Below are 16,945 nucleotides of genomic sequence, written 5' to 3'. Positions count from 1 at the left end.
AATTTAAAAACTGGAGCTATTCCTTCTAGCCTCCAGTTTTTCTTTTACCTATAAAAAGAAAATACCCAACAAACAAATTCGTCTGTTGGGTGTTCACTATTATAAACCGATTGAGAACAAAATAACCGCTAGAATTGCACCGATTAATGGAACAACCACCGTTAATGCCCCAAACATTGGATAGGCATCCTTGTGGGTTTCTCCAGCTATCGAGCGAATCGTTGTTACAACATAGCCTCCAGATGGAAGTGAATCCAAGGAACCTGAGGATATTGCTACAGTACGGTGTAAGGCATCTGCGTTTACACCCATATCTAAATAGTGTGGTGCCAATAATGGTAATGCGATAGCCTGACCGCCTGAAGATGAACCGGTTAACCCGGCAATAACCGCAACAGCTAACGCTCCACCGATCAATGGGCTTCCAGGTATATCCGTCATAAACCCTACCGCTTGCTTAAAGGCTTCGGTTGCCTTTACTACTCCACCAAAGCCTACGACAGCAGAAGTATTTGCAATCGCAATTATCGCCCCCATTGTACCATCTGTAATCGCTTTTCCGACATTCGTGAAGTATTTGCGATTAATCAAATATGTAGCAATAGATCCACTGGTTAAAGCAATAATTAGTGCCGACTGCTTTAAGGAATCGTGGAATATAAATGATATTACTAATACGACGACTAAAGGAATTAGACTAAGGAATGGATTTGGTAGTTCCTCTCTAACCTCATGATGGTCTGTTTCTCTTTCAATAAATGTTTCACCGTTATTAACAGCTTTTTGAATAACCTTTGTTAACCACCAGTAACCAAAAATCATCATAAATACAGCTACAATTAAGCTGACTTGCCAGCCTGCATAAGCATTCGTTCCTAGATATTCGATAGGAATCCAGTTCTGGATTTCAGGTGAACCTGCAGAAGTCATTGTAAAGGTTGTCGAACCAAATGCAAGCGCCGCTGGAATAAATCTCCTTGGTAGATTTGCCTCTTTAAATAAACTTAATGCCATTGGGTAAACCGAGAAGGCAACTACAAACAAGCTAACCCCACCGTAAGTTAATACGGCACAGGCAATGATAATTGCTAGAGCTGCGCGCTTCATTCCAATTTTCGAGACAATCCACTTTGAAATACTCTCGGCTGCACCGCTGTCTTCCATGACCTTACCAAATATAGCTCCAGTTAAGAACATTAAATACCAGGAGGCTATAAAGCCCGAAAACCCGGTCATATAGTTCGTTAAAAAGTTTGCTGCACCTTCCTCAGCGAGCTGTGGAAATAGCGGCAGTCCATTTAACAAAGTAACGAATAGTGCTGATAATGGGGCTACAATTAGTAAGTTCATCCCCTTCATGGTTAAGTAGATTAGTAATGCTAATCCACCAAATAACCCAATAAATCCCAAAACCATGTGTTCACCCCTTAATAGTTATAGAAATGCTTATGCTTTTTTGCCATAGCGACGCACACGTAATAGAGCTTGCTCTGCGTGTCCTGCAAAGTTCTCTAGCTGACATAAACGAGCGGCATATTCACCGATATAAGCAGAAGCCTCTTCTGTTACCTTTTGATAAGTTACTGTTTTGATGAATTTCCCTACCCAAAGACCACCTGTATAACGTGCAGCGCCTTTTGTTGGAAGCGTATGGTTTGTACCGATCACCTTGTCACCATAGGCAACGTTAGTTTCTGGTCCTAAGAATAGACAGCCATAATTTTTCATATTTTCTAAGAAGTAATCAGGATTTTCTGTTAAAATCTCCACGTGTTCGAAAGCTAATTTATCTGCCTCTACCACCGCTTCTTCTAAACTATCAACTAACAAAATTTGACCATAGTCTTCCCAAGAAATACGTGCCACATCAGCAGTCGGTAATACTTGAAGCTGTCTTTCGATTTCTTCAATCGTTTCCTGTGCTAACTTTTCAGAAGTTGTAATTAATGCACCAGGTGAAGTTGGTCCGTGTTCACCCTGACCAAGTAAATCTGTAGCAATGATTTCAGCATCTGATGTCTCATCTGCTACTACTAATGTTTCAGTTGGACCTGCAAATAAATCGATTCCAACGCGTCCGAATAATTGACGTTTGGCCTCAGCAACAAATGCATTACCGGGTCCAACAATCATATCAACAGATTCGATTGTTTCTGTACCGATTGCCATTGCTGCCATTGCTTGAATTCCACCTAAAAGATAGATTTCATCTGCTCCTGCTAGATACATAGCAGCAATTGTTGCGTTTGGTACTTCACCGTTAATTGGTGGTGTACATGCTATAACACGTTTTACACCGGCAACCTTAGCTGTAAGAACACTCATATGTGCAGACGCAACCATTGGGTAACGTCCTCCTGGAATATAGCAGCCTACACTGCTTACAGGAATATTTTTATGACCCAAAATAACACCAGGAATATTTTCTACTTCTACATCACTTAAAGAAGCTAATTGAGCTTCAGCAAATGCTTGGATATTTTTTTGAGCAAATTTAATGTCTTCAATTGTTTCTTCAGGAACCTTTGCAACGATTTCACGAATTTGTTCTTCAGATAATCGGAATGATTCTGGAGACCATTTATCGAATTTCTCGGAATATTCACGTACAGCTACGTCTCCTCGATTTTCGATATCTTGAATTGCATTTGCTACGATTTTTGTTACTTCTAAATCATTCTTTGAAACTTCCTCTTTTGATTTACCAGCTTTGATTACCTTTACCATTAACAATTCCTCCTCATGAGTGGTGAATACGCTTACACAACGTATTGAAAGCGTGTTCAAAAATATTAAAAGAACTAGTGCCTAAAAAATGAATACGTATGCAAAAGCTTCTAAAAAATAAACGTATCCACAAGTTTATGAATACGTATGCAATTAATCTATAACACTAGAATATTCTGATAATAACAAATTGTCAATACCCTTATGTTGTTTTTCTCTCGATTAGCTCTCCATTTATCTCTATATTGCCGATTCTATCTGTGTACTCCTCTATTTCAGAAATGATGTAAGAAACGGTTTCTTTGGCCATTTGTGCGATTGGCTGCTCCCACGTGGTTAAATTATAGATTGGCCAAGCCGCCATTTCGATATTATCAAAGCCAATTACCTTAGTTTTTGCTGGTACATCGATTGATTGCTCACGAAGCGCATCTAACACACCTAATGCCATAATATCATTTGCTACAAAAAATGCAGATGGTATATCCCCAGCCTGTATAATCTCTTTCGCTGTTTTAAAGCCTCCATCATAGGAATAATCCGAATGATAAATCTTATATGGCACCTTATTTTCTGCTAACATTTCCGAAAAGCCTTTTTCACGTTCGATACTTGTGGATGTATTTCGTGCACCTGAAATATAGGCCATATCTTTGCAGCCTTTTTCTATTAAAAATTTGGCAATCTGACGGCTTGCCTCTAAATTGTTTGTACCTACCGAAAAGAAGTTTGGCTCTTCCACTTTTCGATTAAATAAAACTACCGGGATTTTATTGTTTTTGAATTCCTCTATTACCTTTAGCGAAAGCGTAGCGTCCGTAATTATCACTCCTGCCACATGATAATGTAAAAGCATTTCTATATCTTCTTTTTGAATCTCATCATGGTTTGTGTGAACAAACAAAATCGTATAGCCAAGCTCATTAAAATGCGTAGTAAACTCCTGTAAAACCTGTGGATAGAACGGGTTATGAACGCCCTTCATCACAAGACCAATTAGCCTCGTTTTGTTTGTAATTAAACTACGAGCAAACTCATTCGGAACATACCCTAATTCCTCAGCCGCAGCCAACACCTTCTTACGTGTTTTCTCTGAAACTGAAGCTCCCCCAAAAAAGACTCTGGAAACTGAAGATTGTGATACTCCTGCAAGCTTAGCTACATCCCTAGCATTAATTCCATTACTCATAATCCATCCATTCCTACCCTCATCAAATCAATAATTATAGTAAATTATACACCAACGCAGCATTTTACTAATAGTAGAATGTTAAAGCAAGCGAATATCAGGGAATCAAAATAAATGATAGATTATTTTATAAAGACTATACTAACAACTAATTTCTAGTGAAACAAAGGAGTGAGTCAAGTTGAGTAATAAAGAAGACTTAAAACAAGAAATTTTAAAAGCCTATCATTTTAGACATGCTACTAAGGAATTTGATGCTAACAAGGTAATATCCGATGACGATTTTCGCTTTATTTTAGAAACAGGTCGATTATCACCTAGTTCCTTTGGTTTTGAGCCATGGCGCTTTGTTGTAGTGCAAAGCTCCGAGCTTCGTGAAAAAATTAAAAACTCATCATGGGGAGCGTTCAGCAAGCTTCCAGATGCAAGTCACTTTGTCATTATCCTAGCTAGAACAAAGCTTGACACAATGTACAATTCGGATTATTTACAGGATCACTTAAGAAATGTTACCCATTTCCCTGAGGAGCATTTAGCGACCTTTTTAGAACGCGTGGAAGAGTTCCAAAGAGATGATTTCAAATTATTAGATGGAGCTCGCCATATTTTTGACTGGGCATGTAAGCAAACCTATGTCGCACTTGGCAATATGATGACCGCTGCTGCTCAAATCGGCATCGATTCCTGCCCGATTGAAGGCTTTAATATTGAAAAAATGAATCAGCTTCTTGCTGACGAAGCCTTGTTGGAGGATGGACATTTTGGCATTTCTGTCATGGTAGCCTTTGGTTATCGTACAAATGATCCTCGTCCAAAAACTCGCAGACCCTTTGATGATGTTGTGAAATGGGTGGAATAATAATTTCCTTGCTTTTTAGGAAATGATTGGATAAAATCAATTTAATTTAATTTTCGAAAATTCCGTGAAAAAGAGAGTAGCCATATGAAAAGCAAAGCGAGTTAGGGATGGTGGGAGCCTAATCTGGAAGTATTGGCGAAACGCACTTTGGAGAAGTTTCTTGAACACAGTTCGTAGAGAATACCGGGGAAGACACCTCGTTAACAACGAAAAAAGCGGCTACATTATATTGTAGCAACTAGAGTGGTACCACGGGAATCTAAGCTCTCGTCTCTTTATATAGAGACGAGGGCTTTTTATATTTTAAGGAGGTTATGGTGGTGAAAACAAAGCTTGCAGGGATTATTTCATTAGCTTTAGAAGAAAGTTATTCTACCCAGGAAATTGAAGGCCTACTAGAGACACCAAAGCATACGGGTTTAGGCGATTTGGCATTCCCTTGCTTTACCTTAGCGAAAGCATATAAAAAGTCACCTACATTAATTGCTGAAGAATTAGCTACGAAAATTCACGGGAAATTTATCAAAGAAGTAAGAGTTGAAAATGCTTATATCAATGTCTTTTTCAATCAATTACAATTTGCAAAAGAAGTTATTCATAACGTCTTAGTACACAAAAATCAATATGGGGGAAAACCAAAAAATGGGCAAATGGTTGTTTTAGATTTTTCCTCTCCTAATATTGCAAAGCCGTTTTCAATGGGGCATCTTCGCTCCACTGTTATTGGAAACGCCCTTGCCAATATTTCTGAAAAACAAGGATATGAAGCAACCCGCATCAATCATTTAGGTGACTGGGGAACACAATTTGGAAAGCTGATTGTAGCCTATCAATTATGGGGAAACAAAGAGGCTATCGAGCAAAATCCCATTGAAGAGCTATTTAAAATTTATGTAAAATTCCATGATGAGGCTGTGCACAATGAAGCATTAAATAATCAAGCACGCCTGACCTTTAAAGCTCTAGAAGAAGGTAATGATGAAATGCTTTCCTTATGGAAGTGGTTCCGTTTGGCATCGTTAAAGGAATTCGAGCAAATCTATAACATGCTTGGGGTATCATTTGACTCCTTCAGTGGTGAAGCCTTTTATAACGATAAAATGGAATTCGTTGTTGAAGAGCTAACTGAAAAAGAATTACTTGAAGAGTCTGATGGTGCAATGGTTGTCCAACTAGAAAACATGCCTCCTTGTTTGATAACAAAGAAGGATGGGGCTACTTTATATGCAACAAGAGACTTGGCTGCTGCTCTTTATCGTCATAAAATGTATCAGCCCGCAAAACTATTTTATATAGTCGGCAATGAACAGTCCCTTCATTTTAAACAGCTATTTGCTATTCTTAAAAAAATGGGCTATGCCTTTGCGGAGAACTGCGAACACATCCCCTTTGGCATGATGCTAAAGGACGGCAAGAAAATGTCTACTCGTAAAGGAAAAGTGGTCTTGCTTGCCGACGTTTTGAAGGAAACGATTGAAGCTGCCAAGAATAATATTGAAGTGAAGAATCCTGGCCTTTTAAATAAAGCCGCAGTTGCAAATGAAGTTGGTATTGGTGCCGTAATCTTCAATGATCTTAAAAATGACCGTATGAATGACATTGAGTTTTCAATAGAAAAAATGGTTACCTTTGAAGGTGAAACAGGTCCTTATATTCAATATACAAATGCCCGTATTCATACACTTTTAGCTAAGGGAGAATTTACTTTATCTGATAGTTACCTGCATTACCTAGATACAGAAGCGTGGGAAATTATAAAGCTACTCGAATCCTTCCCTAATGTCGTGGAAAATGCGTTTTCTCAGGCTAGCCCGGCAATCATTGCAAAATATAGTTTGTCATTAGCAAGAAGCTTCAATAAATATTATGCCAATACGAAATTCTTAACAGGCGAAAGCTTAGAAAAGGACAGATTAAAGGTCGCCTATGCTGTCTCAATTGTTTTAGAAGAAAGCTTACGATTATTAGGCATCAAAGCACCTAAGGAAATGTAAAAGTAAATAGCCGATTCAATATGCGTTTAATTGAACCGGCTTTTAGTCAATATTACATTGTTGCTGAGTTGGCTGCTGCGGATTGGTCTGCCTTTACACAGTCTATTGCCACAACTAGAGCAATAATGATTGTCTCCATCTCTTCGTTAATGATTTGAACCTTATAGCTATCGCCCCATGTAAACCACTCCTTGCTAACACTTCCGACTACTTCTCCATGCTGCAATACCTGAAAATTCATATCCCACCAGTTGCCCTTTACCTCAATTCCAGCTGCTTCAATGGTATAGCGTGGCTTAAAAAAAGAAAATTCCTTCTTAATCGTTACGGCCTCTTTGCCATTCACCTCAACAAAAAACTTAGGCAAAAAGCTGAACATCTTTTTTGTAATAAGTGCTACTTCATCTCTTGCTGTATTCATAATAGAGAACGTTTTCGGAAGCTTCATAAAGCTCCCTTCCACATAATAAACATCCTTCTCCTGCTGATCCTTTACGGTGAATTTTCCACTTAAACTAAAAACCTTTTGCTTTATATACAAGTGTTTCATTCAAGCACCTCCTTAGATTTATAATATGCTACGTTCTTTTTAACCAATTTCAATATAACAAAATTAACCAATTTATGTATATACATACTCACATTAAATAAGCATGCTAGGATGAAAAACCTAACACGCCCATAATACTGTATTTCCTACCAAAACACCCAAAAAGCTAAGCAGATAATCCCCACCCATACTAAAGAAGCAATTACCCCTACTCGAAATAACTCCCTCTCAGTAAAGTACCCATAGGAATAGCTAATTAAATGTACAGGTGATTGAGTGATAAAAAAGAAGCCAGGTATTCCTGCAAGAAAGACCGCTTTTGCCAGCAGTAATGCTGAAACTCCACTCAAAGTATCACCCAAGGTAAAAGCAAGAGGTAGCATAATGGCCAAAAACCCAAGTACATTAACAAACATAATTCTAAGTAACGAGGTTATTAAAACCAAGATTAGCACAATCACAAATGGAGATTGTGAATCTATCAAGACGTTTAAATATTTTGACAGCCAATTAATGGTCCCCGTGTCAATAAGCATTCCTGATACCATCAAAGTCGAGGCAAAAAAGAGGATAATATCCCAATTCACTGATTTCTTTGCTTGATTCCATTCCCAAATTCCTATACCCGGAAGCATTGTTAAACAGGCACCCAACAAGCCGATCAATGGAATCGAATAGCCATGAATATCTTGAGTCATCCATAAAAGAAGCGTAAAACCGATTATCCAGAGCATTTTCTTTTCATTACGACTCATTTTACCGAGTTTATGAATCTCTTCTTCTATAAGTGTTAGTAAATATTCTCTATTAATTGCTTCAGGAGGATACATGAACAAAAAGAGGATCCATAGGAAAATAGCAAAAATGATAATAGGTACCCCAAAAATGTAAATCCAATTTAAAAAATGGATTGTCGTCCCATGCTGCGCAAAAAGACTATAAGCGTAAATCGTTGAACTTGCGCCAGTTGCTATGAAAGCTCCTGCAATTGGTACGAGATATGTAATGCCTATAAAAAGTGATTTTGCTAGATTTTTAGCATTTTGAATCGCCCCTAAGCTTTTGATTAAACTATCTAGAACAGAAGATATTAAGCTTGCCTTTCCCACATTGGAGGGGACCAAAATGGAGATGACAAAAACTGATGCAAAAGAGATCGGCAAAAGTGTTCTGCTAGCACCACGAGATAGTTTTAAAATCGACAAGGACATTCTATTTGCGAGCCCCGTATCAATTAAGGCATTTGATAGAATGAAGGTTGAAAAGAGCAGCCAAACCACATCGGAGCCTAAATATGTTAATGTCTCCTCGTAGGAAAAAAAGTGAAATGAAAATAATAGTATTACCAGGAGCGAACTATAAGCTAAAGGAAACACCTTACCTACCCATAGAATTTGAATAATCATAAGTGCTGCAATAGCTTGAATCTTGATATTCATTTCCCATGGAATAATGAAAAAAATCAGATATAGTACTATCACTATGAACAATAAAGCTCTCTTTTGCATGTGAAAAGACTCCCTTTAAAGCAGGAAAGTCTACCTTTTTTCATTGGTAGACTTTGTTCCTATATTATTTTAGCTAGCAATGGTATGATCATTTTTCTTTTTCTTAAACAGCTTTATTAACAAAGGATAGAATAATGACAATACTGTTAAAATTATTAATACTACTGTAATCCATGATGAGAAGAAGATGCTAAAGCTTCCATTAGATGACGTAAGCGCCATACGGAAATTCTGCTCCATATCTGTCCCTACAATTAAAGCTAATACAAGTGGAGCAATTGGGAAATCCATTACCTTCATCAACAGCCCAATAACACCAAATAGTAATAATAGATAGAAATCGACCGTACTGTAACTTAATGTATACGTACCGATAAAGGCTAACATAATGATTAAAGGATAAAGTACCTTAGCAGGTGTTTTTAAAACCTTCACAAGTAGACCAACTAGAAGTACATTAATAATAACTAAAGCAATATTGCCTATAAACATACTATTAATAAGTCCCCATACCATTACTGGGTCATTTTCAAACAGCATTGGTCCTGGTCTTACACCTAACATGATTAGTGCACCAAGCATAACTGCTGTCGTCCCCGATCCTGGAATACCCATTGTTAAAAGAGGAATCATTGCCCCTACTGAGGCTGCGTTATTGGCTGATTCAGGAGCAGCTAGCCCTTCTACAGCTCCTTTACCGAATTCCTCTGGCTTTTTGGAGATCTGCTTTTCGGTAGAATAACTAATCATTGAAGCAATGGAGCCGCCAGCACCAGGAAGTACGCCAATGATAAAGCCTAATGGGGCACTACGAAGCATTGGCCATTTCGATCTTTTCCATTGCTCCTTTGTGAACCATATTTTTCCCATACTGTCGCCACCATCTTTTGGACCCTTCTTTTCCTTATTAATGGTTAAGAAGTTATAAAATACTTCACCCACTGCATAAACCCCAATAATTACAATTAGAAAGTCAATCCCTTCGCTTAAATGGGGAACACCCATCGTAAAGCGATGGATACCTGTTTGTGGATCAATGCCAATCGTACTTAGTAGGAGCCCTATACTCATAGCAATAAAGCCTTTTATCATTTTGCCAATTGACAATGAAACGATAGCTGAAAGTGTTAATAGCATCAATAAAAAATACTCTGCTGGACCAAATTTTAGTGCAAAGCTTGCTAATGGTTTTGCCAAGAATACAAAACCAATAGTTGCCAATACCCCTCCGATAAAGGAAGCGACTGCCGAAATGGCCATTGCTTGTCCGGCTTGCCCCTTCTTGGCCATTGGATACCCATCAAATGTTGCGGCAATCGCCGAACCATCTCCTGGTGTATTTAACAAAATTGAGCTTCTTGAACCCCCATACATCGCACCATAATATATCGCAGCCATTAAAATAATCGCACTGGTTGGATCCATTCCGAATGTCACCGGGATAAGGACTGCAACTGCCGTCGCTGGTCCTAATCCTGGAAGCATTCCGACCACCGTTCCTAAAAAGCCACCTAGAACAATCCATAAGATATTAATAGGCTGGATAGCGGTCAAAAATCCCTCTAAAAAACCTTCCATGTTATTTCCCCCTGTTCTACGGTAAACTTACGCCTAGCAGTTGACTAAATCCATACCATGTGATGAATGAGAAACCAGCTGTAACAGCGATATTAACAAGCCACTTTTTTCTTCCATTCAAATAAAACAGAAGTAATCCCAGGAAGAGTATAGTAGATATTAAGAAGCCTACTGTCTCAAAAATCAAAGAATAAATTATACCTAAAATAATTGTCACTCCGATACGAGCGAGCGTTTTTTTGTCAAACAAATCTTTAATTTTCTCATAGCTTCCATCCATCGTTTTTAATTCATTGAACAGGTAAATTAAACTTAATATAAGCATGAGAACACTTAGCCCGATTGGAAAATATAATGGACCATTTGGATTCCCAAGATTGGCTTTGGGAATCGCAAAAGAGCTAATTAAAAAGGTTACACTTATCAAAATCATTAAAACTGGCATTCCGACTTTGACTATTTTCATCTTAATCGCTCCTTTATTGAATTAATCCAGACTTATCTATTAAATCCTTATACAGCTTTTCTTGTTCATCCATAAACTGTTTTGTTTCACTACTATTTTGATAGAATGTGTCCCAATCATTGTTTTCAAGCAGGGTTGCCCATTCCTCTGACTCTACCATTTCGCCTAATTTCTCATCCCAATACTGAATTTCAGCTTCTGTCATATTAGGTGGCCCCATAATACCGCGCCAGTGAGGGAATACCATGTCTAACCCTTCCTCTTGTAGAGTTGGTACATCCTCCAACTCTTCTAATCTCTCTTCAGATGAAACCGATAAAATTTTCAGCTTTCCTGCAAGGTGTTGTTCCTTTACTTCTGATAAAGAGGTTGTAACAACATCTACATGGTTACCTAAAAGTGCTGTAACAACATCTCCACCTCCGCCATCATATACAAGGAAGTTCAAATCTTTTGCATTAACGCCCTTCATGCCAGTTGCTTGAACAAAGGCTAAGTGATCATCGTTCCCTAATCCTGGTCCGACACCAATTTTAATTGACTTTGGATCCTTTTTAATTTGTTCAAATAAGTCATTTACACTTTCATAAGGTGAATCAACAGAAACAGCAATTGCCTGCCACTCAGTAGCTAAAGTCGCTAAAGGTGTAAAATCCTTATGTGTCAGTTTACTTTGACCAAGTAAGTTATTTGTTAAGACTAAACTTGAATTAACAGCTAGGTAATGGCTATCCTTTGTGCTTAAATAGCTCCATCCTACTTCTCCGCCTCCACCAGGCTTATTGATAACGTTGATATTATTTGCTACTAACTCATTGTCCTTTAGAATTTTTTGCACAGAGCGAGCTGTTAAATCCCAGCCTCCCCCTGGTGATGCTGGAGCCACAATTTCAATATTTTTACTCGGGTACTCTCCATCCCCTGAAGACCCATTTGATGCTGAACAAGCTGTTAAAAATACAACAGCCAATAACAAAATCCCCCATTTTTTCAACATTTCCACTCCCCTTATGGTGTTTAATTGAGTTAATCATAATTTTTCTGAAATTGAATGTAAACGTTTTCTAAAATATGTTTATTTAAAATTTTAAGAAAATTAAGTTCATATTGTTCACATGTTAAAGCATTCACAAATTAAAAAAGAAAAGGCGCTATGCGCGCCCTTCCTTTAATAGCTCGTTATAAAAATAATTTCTTTCTGGTCGCCCTACTACCCCATATACTTGTTCTACATAGGCTTGTTTGATACTAACCAAATATTCAAGATATCGTCTGGCAGTTGTTCTTGACGCCCCCATCTTATCCCCGACTTTATCAGCCGTTAAGCCAGTTTTTTCGGTTTTAAGGATATTGCTTACCTTCTCTAACGTTAAGTAATCAATTCCAGCAGGAAAATCAATTTTTTGTTGCGCCTTTTTCTTATCATCCATCGCAAAAAAATGATCAATAATATCTTGGTTTATCTCTGTAATTGAATTTAGTAGATGGCGATTCTCTTTATATTTTTCTATAGTTTTTATGAAGACTTCTAATGTAACTGGTTTAATCAAATAATGCTCAACACCAAATTTTAATGCTTTATTTAAGAACTCCTTTTCCCTGGCAGCGGTGATTAGAATAACATCCAAGGTAGGGTAATTTTCCCTTATCTCACTTAAAAGATCAATCCCCAATTGATCGGGCATATAAATATCCATTAACAATAAATCGACAGTATGATTATTAAGTAGTTCCATTGTTTCCTTTGCATTCAGTGATTTTCCTATTACATTGAAACCCTTAATATGAGACAAAAACTCCTCATGTATTTGAGCAATACGAAAATCATCCTCTGCTATTACAACATTGATTAGATCCACTTGCTTTCCCTCCCCTTAGGAAACCTTTGGCAAATATACTGTAAAAACAGTCCCTTTACTAGCTTCACTGCTATATTCAATTATTCCATTCAGTGATTCTACTTCTATTTTCACATTAAACAATCCATATCCTCGATTTTTTCCTTTTGAGGATAAACCCCTTTGAAATAGTTGATGTTCAATATCTTTATTGATCCCTGGTCCACTATCAGATACTTCAAAAATAATCTCATTTCCAATATCCGTTACAAAAAAGCTTACTTTTTTCTCCTGGGTATCTTTAACAGCCTCGAAGGCATTATTAATGAGATTTCCTAAGATAATAATAAGAGAAGATAAAGTAATCTCTTGTGGGATATGGGCTAATGAGCTTTCACTTTCGATAGCAAAGTCAATTTTCTTTTCAGACGCTTGTGCAATTTTCCCAAGTAATATAGCCTGTACTCTTTCATCATTTATTTTTGTAAAAATCAAATCTTCTTCAATTGTATAAATATGTGTTTCACTTTTAATATATTCAATTGCCTGCTCTTTTTTATCGAGCTGTAGAAGACCAAGTATGGCATACAGTTTATTAGTAAACTCATGTGATTGAGCCCTCAAGTCGTCCGAATATTGCTTTACCTCAGAAAGTGCGTCAACCATATGCTTTACCTCTGTACGATCTCGAAAGCTAGCAACAATTCCTATGTTTCTATCGCCCTCAATAATCGGCTGTGTATTAATAATCATCGTTTTTTCATTAGATTGAATTTCAACGTTCATTTGTTTTTCACTATTTTTAAGGATGCTTAATAATTCCTCGGATTTAAAGACATTCGATACAAGCTTTCCTTCTGAATGCTCCTCTACATCAAGTAAATATCGTGCAGATGCATTCATCATCGTTATTGCTCCTTGTTCATCTATAGCAAGGATTCCCTCTTTTACAGATTGAAGAATAGCATTTCTCTCTCGGAACATTGCTGCAATTTCATAAGGCTCAAGGTTTAATGTGTCTTTTCGGATACTGCTAGCAAGCATGTAGCTCCCAATCACCCCCATGATTAAGATTAAAATAGACACCTTGAGGATTTTCTTTACATCGTTCCAAATCTCTTTATCTAGTGTACTCAAATCATAAAGTACAACCACTGCACCTTCTACCTTATTGTAATTTCCATAATCTATCGATATAGGTGCAATTGCCTTTAAAACCTCTTTATTGCTTTCAGTGGTTCTAATAACATAATAACTGCCAAAAGTAAGCGCTTTATTTGCATCCTCACTCTTAAGCTTCCCATATAATTTATTGCCATCTGTTGAAGCAAAAATCGAACCATCTCGATTTTGAATAAAAACCGTTATAGGTTCAATTTGAGTGGTAATCTGATTGATCAAAACGCCGAGCTCTTCATGATTGCTATTGGTATTATAGTAGTCATGCAGTGAAGGTGTATACGATAGCGTTTTGGCAGTTTGTAAGGATAGCTCTTCTACCTTCACAATATCATCTCTATATTTCATATAGATAAACATCAAGGACAATGACCCAATAATAAAGGCAATTAGTAGAATAACTAAGCCTAATATTTTAACTTTTAACGAAACCCTCATTTTTCTTTTCATATCATTCTCCGTTTACGAAACAATGCTGAAATGTTTACTCTATTATAACAATGAATATTCAGAATACTACAGTAGTTTTTAAGCATTTCCTTTTTCCATATACTCTTTAAATGCCCTCACAACTGAAAGATCCATAGAGCGTTCGTTAAAAATTAGCCATGTATTTCTAATTAGCGTTTCCTCGTTTAAGGACAATTCATAGGTATGCAAACTGTCATAGCCATTAAGACAAATTTCCGGTAAAAATGCATAGCCCAATCCATTTAGCACCATTTCCCGGCATGTATCAATCAGGTCTACCTCCATCGTAATTCTAGGGGGATGGTCAAAGGATTCCTTCCACCAGCCGTCAATTACATTTTTTAAGGATAAATCTGTATTGTAATTTATTCTCGTCATATACGGTAATTGATCTATATCAATCTTACTTTTGGACACAAGATAAATCTTCTCCTCGCCAAGCAAGATTTTCGAGCCCTTCCAATCATAGACGTCACGAACAATACCAATATTCGCTTCCTCTTTATTAATCATTTGTATAACCTCGTAGCTAAAGCCGGACTTCAAATTGATATCCACTTCCGGATATTGTTTTATAAACTCAGCTAAAATAGCTGGTAATTTGTATCTAGCGAAGGTTTGTGATACACCTAACCTTAATGTCCCTTTAATTTTGCCATGGAGGTTCGCAAGATGGTCCTTCATCTCATTCATCTGATATAGCATACTCGTGGCATATTGGACCAAATATTCTCCTTCTATTGTAAAATCGACACCTCTCTTTCTTCTTGATAAAATCTTTACTCCTAATTGCTCCTCCAGCTGCTGTATTCGATAGGTTAGAGATGGCTGAGATATATATAGTTGCTCGGCCGCTTTTGTAATATTTCTCTCCTTATAAATCGTTTGCAGAATAAGCCAGTCCTTTTCATCCATGTAGTCATCCCTCACCTTTTTAGTTATAGAAATTTTTTATCGATGATTATCAATTTTCCATATTTTATCTATTTATTATTTTTCATTATACTGGTTGTAAGAATATTGTAAACATTATGGAGTGGGGGAATTGGACATGTCAAAGATATATTCATATGATGTTGTCGTTGTAGGTGCAGGTAATGCGGCTTTATGTGCTGCTATTTCTGCAAAGGAAAATGGGGCTAGTGTGCTGGTACTTGAAAAGGGACCCGAGCAAAAAAGTGGGGGCAACTCTTATTTCACAGATGGGGCAATCCGCTTTGCTTACAATGAATTAAAGGATATTAGACGAATTATGCCTGCCCTTGCAGATGAAGAAGCTGATTTACTCGTAATGCCGGAATACAGCACTTCTGATTATTATAATGATCTGATGCGTGTAACGGATGGACAAAGCCAGCCAGATTTAGCCAATCAATTAGTTTTGAAATCCTATGAAACAATCGTTTGGATGCGCGAGCATGGCGTTGAATTTGAACTTAACTACGATAACCAATCCTTTAAACAAGACGGAAAAATTCACTTTTGGGGTGGTCTTCCAGTAAAAACAAAGGAAAAAGGCATTGGTTTAATGAAGCAATTATTCGCACGCGCGAAGGAGCTTGGTATAGATGTATGGTATGAATCACAAGCAACAAAGCTTGAAACGAAGAATAACCAAATAACTGGAGTAATCGTTTCGCAACAAGACGCTGAGACACTTGTGAATACAAAAAGTATCGTATTAGCATGTGGAAGCTTTGAAGCAAACAAGGAATTGCGTTCAAAATATATGGGCTCTGAATGGGAAGCGGCTATTGTAAGAGGTACAGAGTATAACACTGGAGACGGTATTAAAATGGCTCTTGAAATTGGCGCCCAAAAGTTCGGGGAGTGGGATGGCTGCCATTCAATCGGCACAGATTATAATGCTCCTAAGGTTGGCGACTTTAAGAAGCCTGGCGACATCTTTAAAAAGCATTCCTATCCTTTAGGCATTATGCTAAACAAGGACGGAAGCCGTTTTGTAGATGAAGGTGCAGATTTTAGAAATTATACGTATGCAAAATACGGACGTGAAATTTTAAAGCAGCCTGATCATGTAGCCTTCCAAATCTTTGATGCGCAGGTTCGTCCACTTCTTCGAAAAGAATATAATTTAGAAGAGGCAACTTTCTATCAAGCAGATACACTTGAAGGGTTAGTTGAACAATTACCTGTGAACAAGGAGCAGTTCCTTCAAACCATTCAAGACTATAACAATGCAGTACAAGACGGAGACTATAACCCTTCTGTCAAGGATGCAAAAGGGACGGAGGGAATCACGCCACCAAAAACGAACTGGGCTATGAAAATTGAAAAAGGTCCATATTACGCTTTCCCGGTAACTTGCGGTATTACATTCGCATTCGGCGGCCTTCATGTCAATCCAAATGGTGAAGTCTTAAATGCAGCTGAAGAACCAATTAAAGGGCTATTTGCTGCAGGTGAAATGGTTGGCGGTATTTTCTATAAAAACTATCCAGGGGGTTCTGGTCTCATGTCAGGAGCAGTGTTTGGAAAAGTTTCTGGCTCCCAGGCAGCAAAATATGCCGATGCCCATGAAAATGCAACAATAAATTAATAGTTAGTTTTGAAGTTGAAAAAATC

At 37.6% G+C, this 16,945-nt stretch carries 14 protein-coding genes and 1 other annotated feature; of the genes, 3 read left to right on the top strand and 11 right to left on the bottom strand.

Annotated elements, in window-relative coordinates:
- Positions 1–99: 99 nt before the first annotated feature.
- From BJ095_RS03930 to BJ095_RS03920, 3 genes are all read right to left on the bottom strand, one after another.
- Complete coding sequence (locus BJ095_RS03930) at positions 100–1,416, bottom strand: GntP family permease (protein WP_107932170.1); 1,317 nt, start codon at positions 1,414–1,416, stop codon at positions 100–102.
- Between the two features lie 30 nt (positions 1,417–1,446).
- On the bottom strand, positions 1,447–2,727 hold the full coding sequence (gene hisD / locus BJ095_RS03925; RefSeq protein WP_107932169.1) for a histidinol dehydrogenase: 1,281 nt from the start codon (positions 2,725–2,727) through the stop codon (positions 1,447–1,449).
- Between the two features lie 202 nt (positions 2,728–2,929).
- Positions 2,930–3,916 (bottom strand): LacI family DNA-binding transcriptional regulator, encoded by a 987-nt coding sequence (locus tag BJ095_RS03920; RefSeq protein ID WP_107932167.1) that lies wholly within the window; start codon positions 3,914–3,916, stop codon positions 2,930–2,932.
- Between the two features lie 181 nt (positions 3,917–4,097).
- Between BJ095_RS03920 and BJ095_RS03915 the strand changes: the two genes are divergently transcribed.
- Positions 4,098–4,775 carry an NAD(P)H-dependent oxidoreductase gene (locus BJ095_RS03915; protein WP_107932165.1) on the top strand — a complete coding sequence of 226 codons (678 nt, stop codon included), beginning with the start codon at positions 4,098–4,100 and terminating at the stop codon, positions 4,773–4,775.
- 55 nt (positions 4,776–4,830) lie between these two features.
- Positions 4,831–5,053: a binding site (T-box leader), on the top strand.
- A gap of 36 nt (positions 5,054–5,089) precedes the next feature.
- Positions 5,090–6,769 (top strand): arginine--tRNA ligase, encoded by a 1,680-nt coding sequence (gene argS, locus BJ095_RS03910; RefSeq protein ID WP_107932163.1) that lies wholly within the window; start codon positions 5,090–5,092, stop codon positions 6,767–6,769.
- A 52-nt stretch (positions 6,770–6,821) separates the two neighbouring features.
- On the opposite strand, the gene BJ095_RS03905 is transcribed toward argS, so the two are convergent.
- The 8 genes from BJ095_RS03905 to BJ095_RS03870 all read right to left on the bottom strand — a co-directional run bounded on the left by BJ095_RS03905 (position 6,822) and on the right by BJ095_RS03870 (position 15,274).
- A complete protein-coding gene (locus BJ095_RS03905) occupies positions 6,822–7,319 on the bottom strand; it encodes an LURP-one-related/scramblase family protein (protein ID WP_107932161.1) in 498 nt (165 codons plus the stop codon).
- Positions 7,320–7,465: 146 nt separating this feature from the next.
- Positions 7,466–8,827, bottom strand: coding sequence for an SLC13 family permease (locus tag BJ095_RS03900; RefSeq protein ID WP_107932159.1), 1,362 nt, complete (start codon positions 8,825–8,827; stop codon positions 7,466–7,468).
- Between the two features lie 69 nt (positions 8,828–8,896).
- Complete coding sequence (locus BJ095_RS03895) at positions 8,897–10,405, bottom strand: tripartite tricarboxylate transporter permease (protein ID WP_107932157.1); 1,509 nt, start codon at positions 10,403–10,405, stop codon at positions 8,897–8,899.
- Positions 10,406–10,421: 16 nt separating this feature from the next.
- Entirely contained in the window at positions 10,422–10,871 is a 450-nt protein-coding gene (locus BJ095_RS03890; protein ID WP_107932155.1) for a tripartite tricarboxylate transporter TctB family protein, read from the bottom strand.
- A 13-nt stretch (positions 10,872–10,884) separates the two neighbouring features.
- Positions 10,885–11,865, bottom strand: coding sequence for a tripartite tricarboxylate transporter substrate binding protein (locus tag BJ095_RS03885; RefSeq protein WP_107932406.1), 981 nt, complete (start codon positions 11,863–11,865; stop codon positions 10,885–10,887).
- A 157-nt stretch (positions 11,866–12,022) separates the two neighbouring features.
- Positions 12,023–12,730, bottom strand: coding sequence for a response regulator (locus BJ095_RS03880; protein WP_107932153.1), 708 nt, complete (start codon positions 12,728–12,730; stop codon positions 12,023–12,025).
- Between the two features lie 15 nt (positions 12,731–12,745).
- Entirely contained in the window at positions 12,746–14,338 is a 1,593-nt protein-coding gene (locus BJ095_RS03875) for an ATP-binding protein (protein ID WP_107932151.1), read from the bottom strand.
- A 78-nt stretch (positions 14,339–14,416) separates the two neighbouring features.
- Complete coding sequence (locus tag BJ095_RS03870) at positions 14,417–15,274, bottom strand: LysR family transcriptional regulator (RefSeq protein WP_107932149.1); 858 nt, start codon at positions 15,272–15,274, stop codon at positions 14,417–14,419.
- A gap of 136 nt (positions 15,275–15,410) precedes the next feature.
- Here BJ095_RS03870 and tcuA point away from each other — a divergent pair, with 136 nt between their 5' ends.
- Positions 15,411–16,919 carry an FAD-dependent tricarballylate dehydrogenase TcuA gene (gene tcuA, locus BJ095_RS03865; protein ID WP_181417956.1) on the top strand — a complete coding sequence of 503 codons (1,509 nt, stop codon included), beginning with the start codon at positions 15,411–15,413 and terminating at the stop codon, positions 16,917–16,919.
- Positions 16,920–16,945 lie beyond the last annotated feature (26 nt).

Origin of the sequence: Ureibacillus chungkukjangi, assembly GCF_003217295.1 — a bacterium.
GTDB classification, from domain to species: domain Bacteria; phylum Bacillota; class Bacilli; order Bacillales_A; family Planococcaceae; genus Ureibacillus; species Ureibacillus chungkukjangi.
This window is presented reverse-complemented; position numbering and strand designations above follow the sequence as displayed.

Coding starts and splice junctions, on each gene's coding strand:
- BJ095_RS03875 (WP_107932151.1), bottom strand. CDS start 14,338: ATGAAAAGAAAAATGAGGGTTTCGTTAAAAGTTAAAATATTAGGCTTA.
- BJ095_RS03920 (WP_107932167.1), bottom strand. CDS start 3,916: ATGAGTAATGGAATTAATGCTAGGGATGTAGCTAAGCTTGCAGGAGTA.
- BJ095_RS03900 (WP_107932159.1), bottom strand. CDS start 8,827: ATGCAAAAGAGAGCTTTATTGTTCATAGTGATAGTACTATATCTGATT.
- hisD (WP_107932169.1), bottom strand. CDS start 2,727: ATGGTAAAGGTAATCAAAGCTGGTAAATCAAAAGAGGAAGTTTCAAAG.
- argS (WP_107932163.1), top strand. CDS start 5,090: ATGGTGGTGAAAACAAAGCTTGCAGGGATTATTTCATTAGCTTTAGAA.
- BJ095_RS03895 (WP_107932157.1), bottom strand. CDS start 10,405: ATGGAAGGTTTTTTAGAGGGATTTTTGACCGCTATCCAGCCTATTAAT.
- BJ095_RS03870 (WP_107932149.1), bottom strand. CDS start 15,274: ATGGATGAAAAGGACTGGCTTATTCTGCAAACGATTTATAAGGAGAGA.
- BJ095_RS03905 (WP_107932161.1), bottom strand. CDS start 7,319: ATGAAACACTTGTATATAAAGCAAAAGGTTTTTAGTTTAAGTGGAAAA.
- BJ095_RS03890 (WP_107932155.1), bottom strand. CDS start 10,871: ATGAAAATAGTCAAAGTCGGAATGCCAGTTTTAATGATTTTGATAAGT.
- tcuA (WP_181417956.1), top strand. CDS start 15,411: ATGTCAAAGATATATTCATATGATGTTGTCGTTGTAGGTGCAGGTAAT.
- BJ095_RS03930 (WP_107932170.1), bottom strand. CDS start 1,416: ATGGTTTTGGGATTTATTGGGTTATTTGGTGGATTAGCATTACTAATC.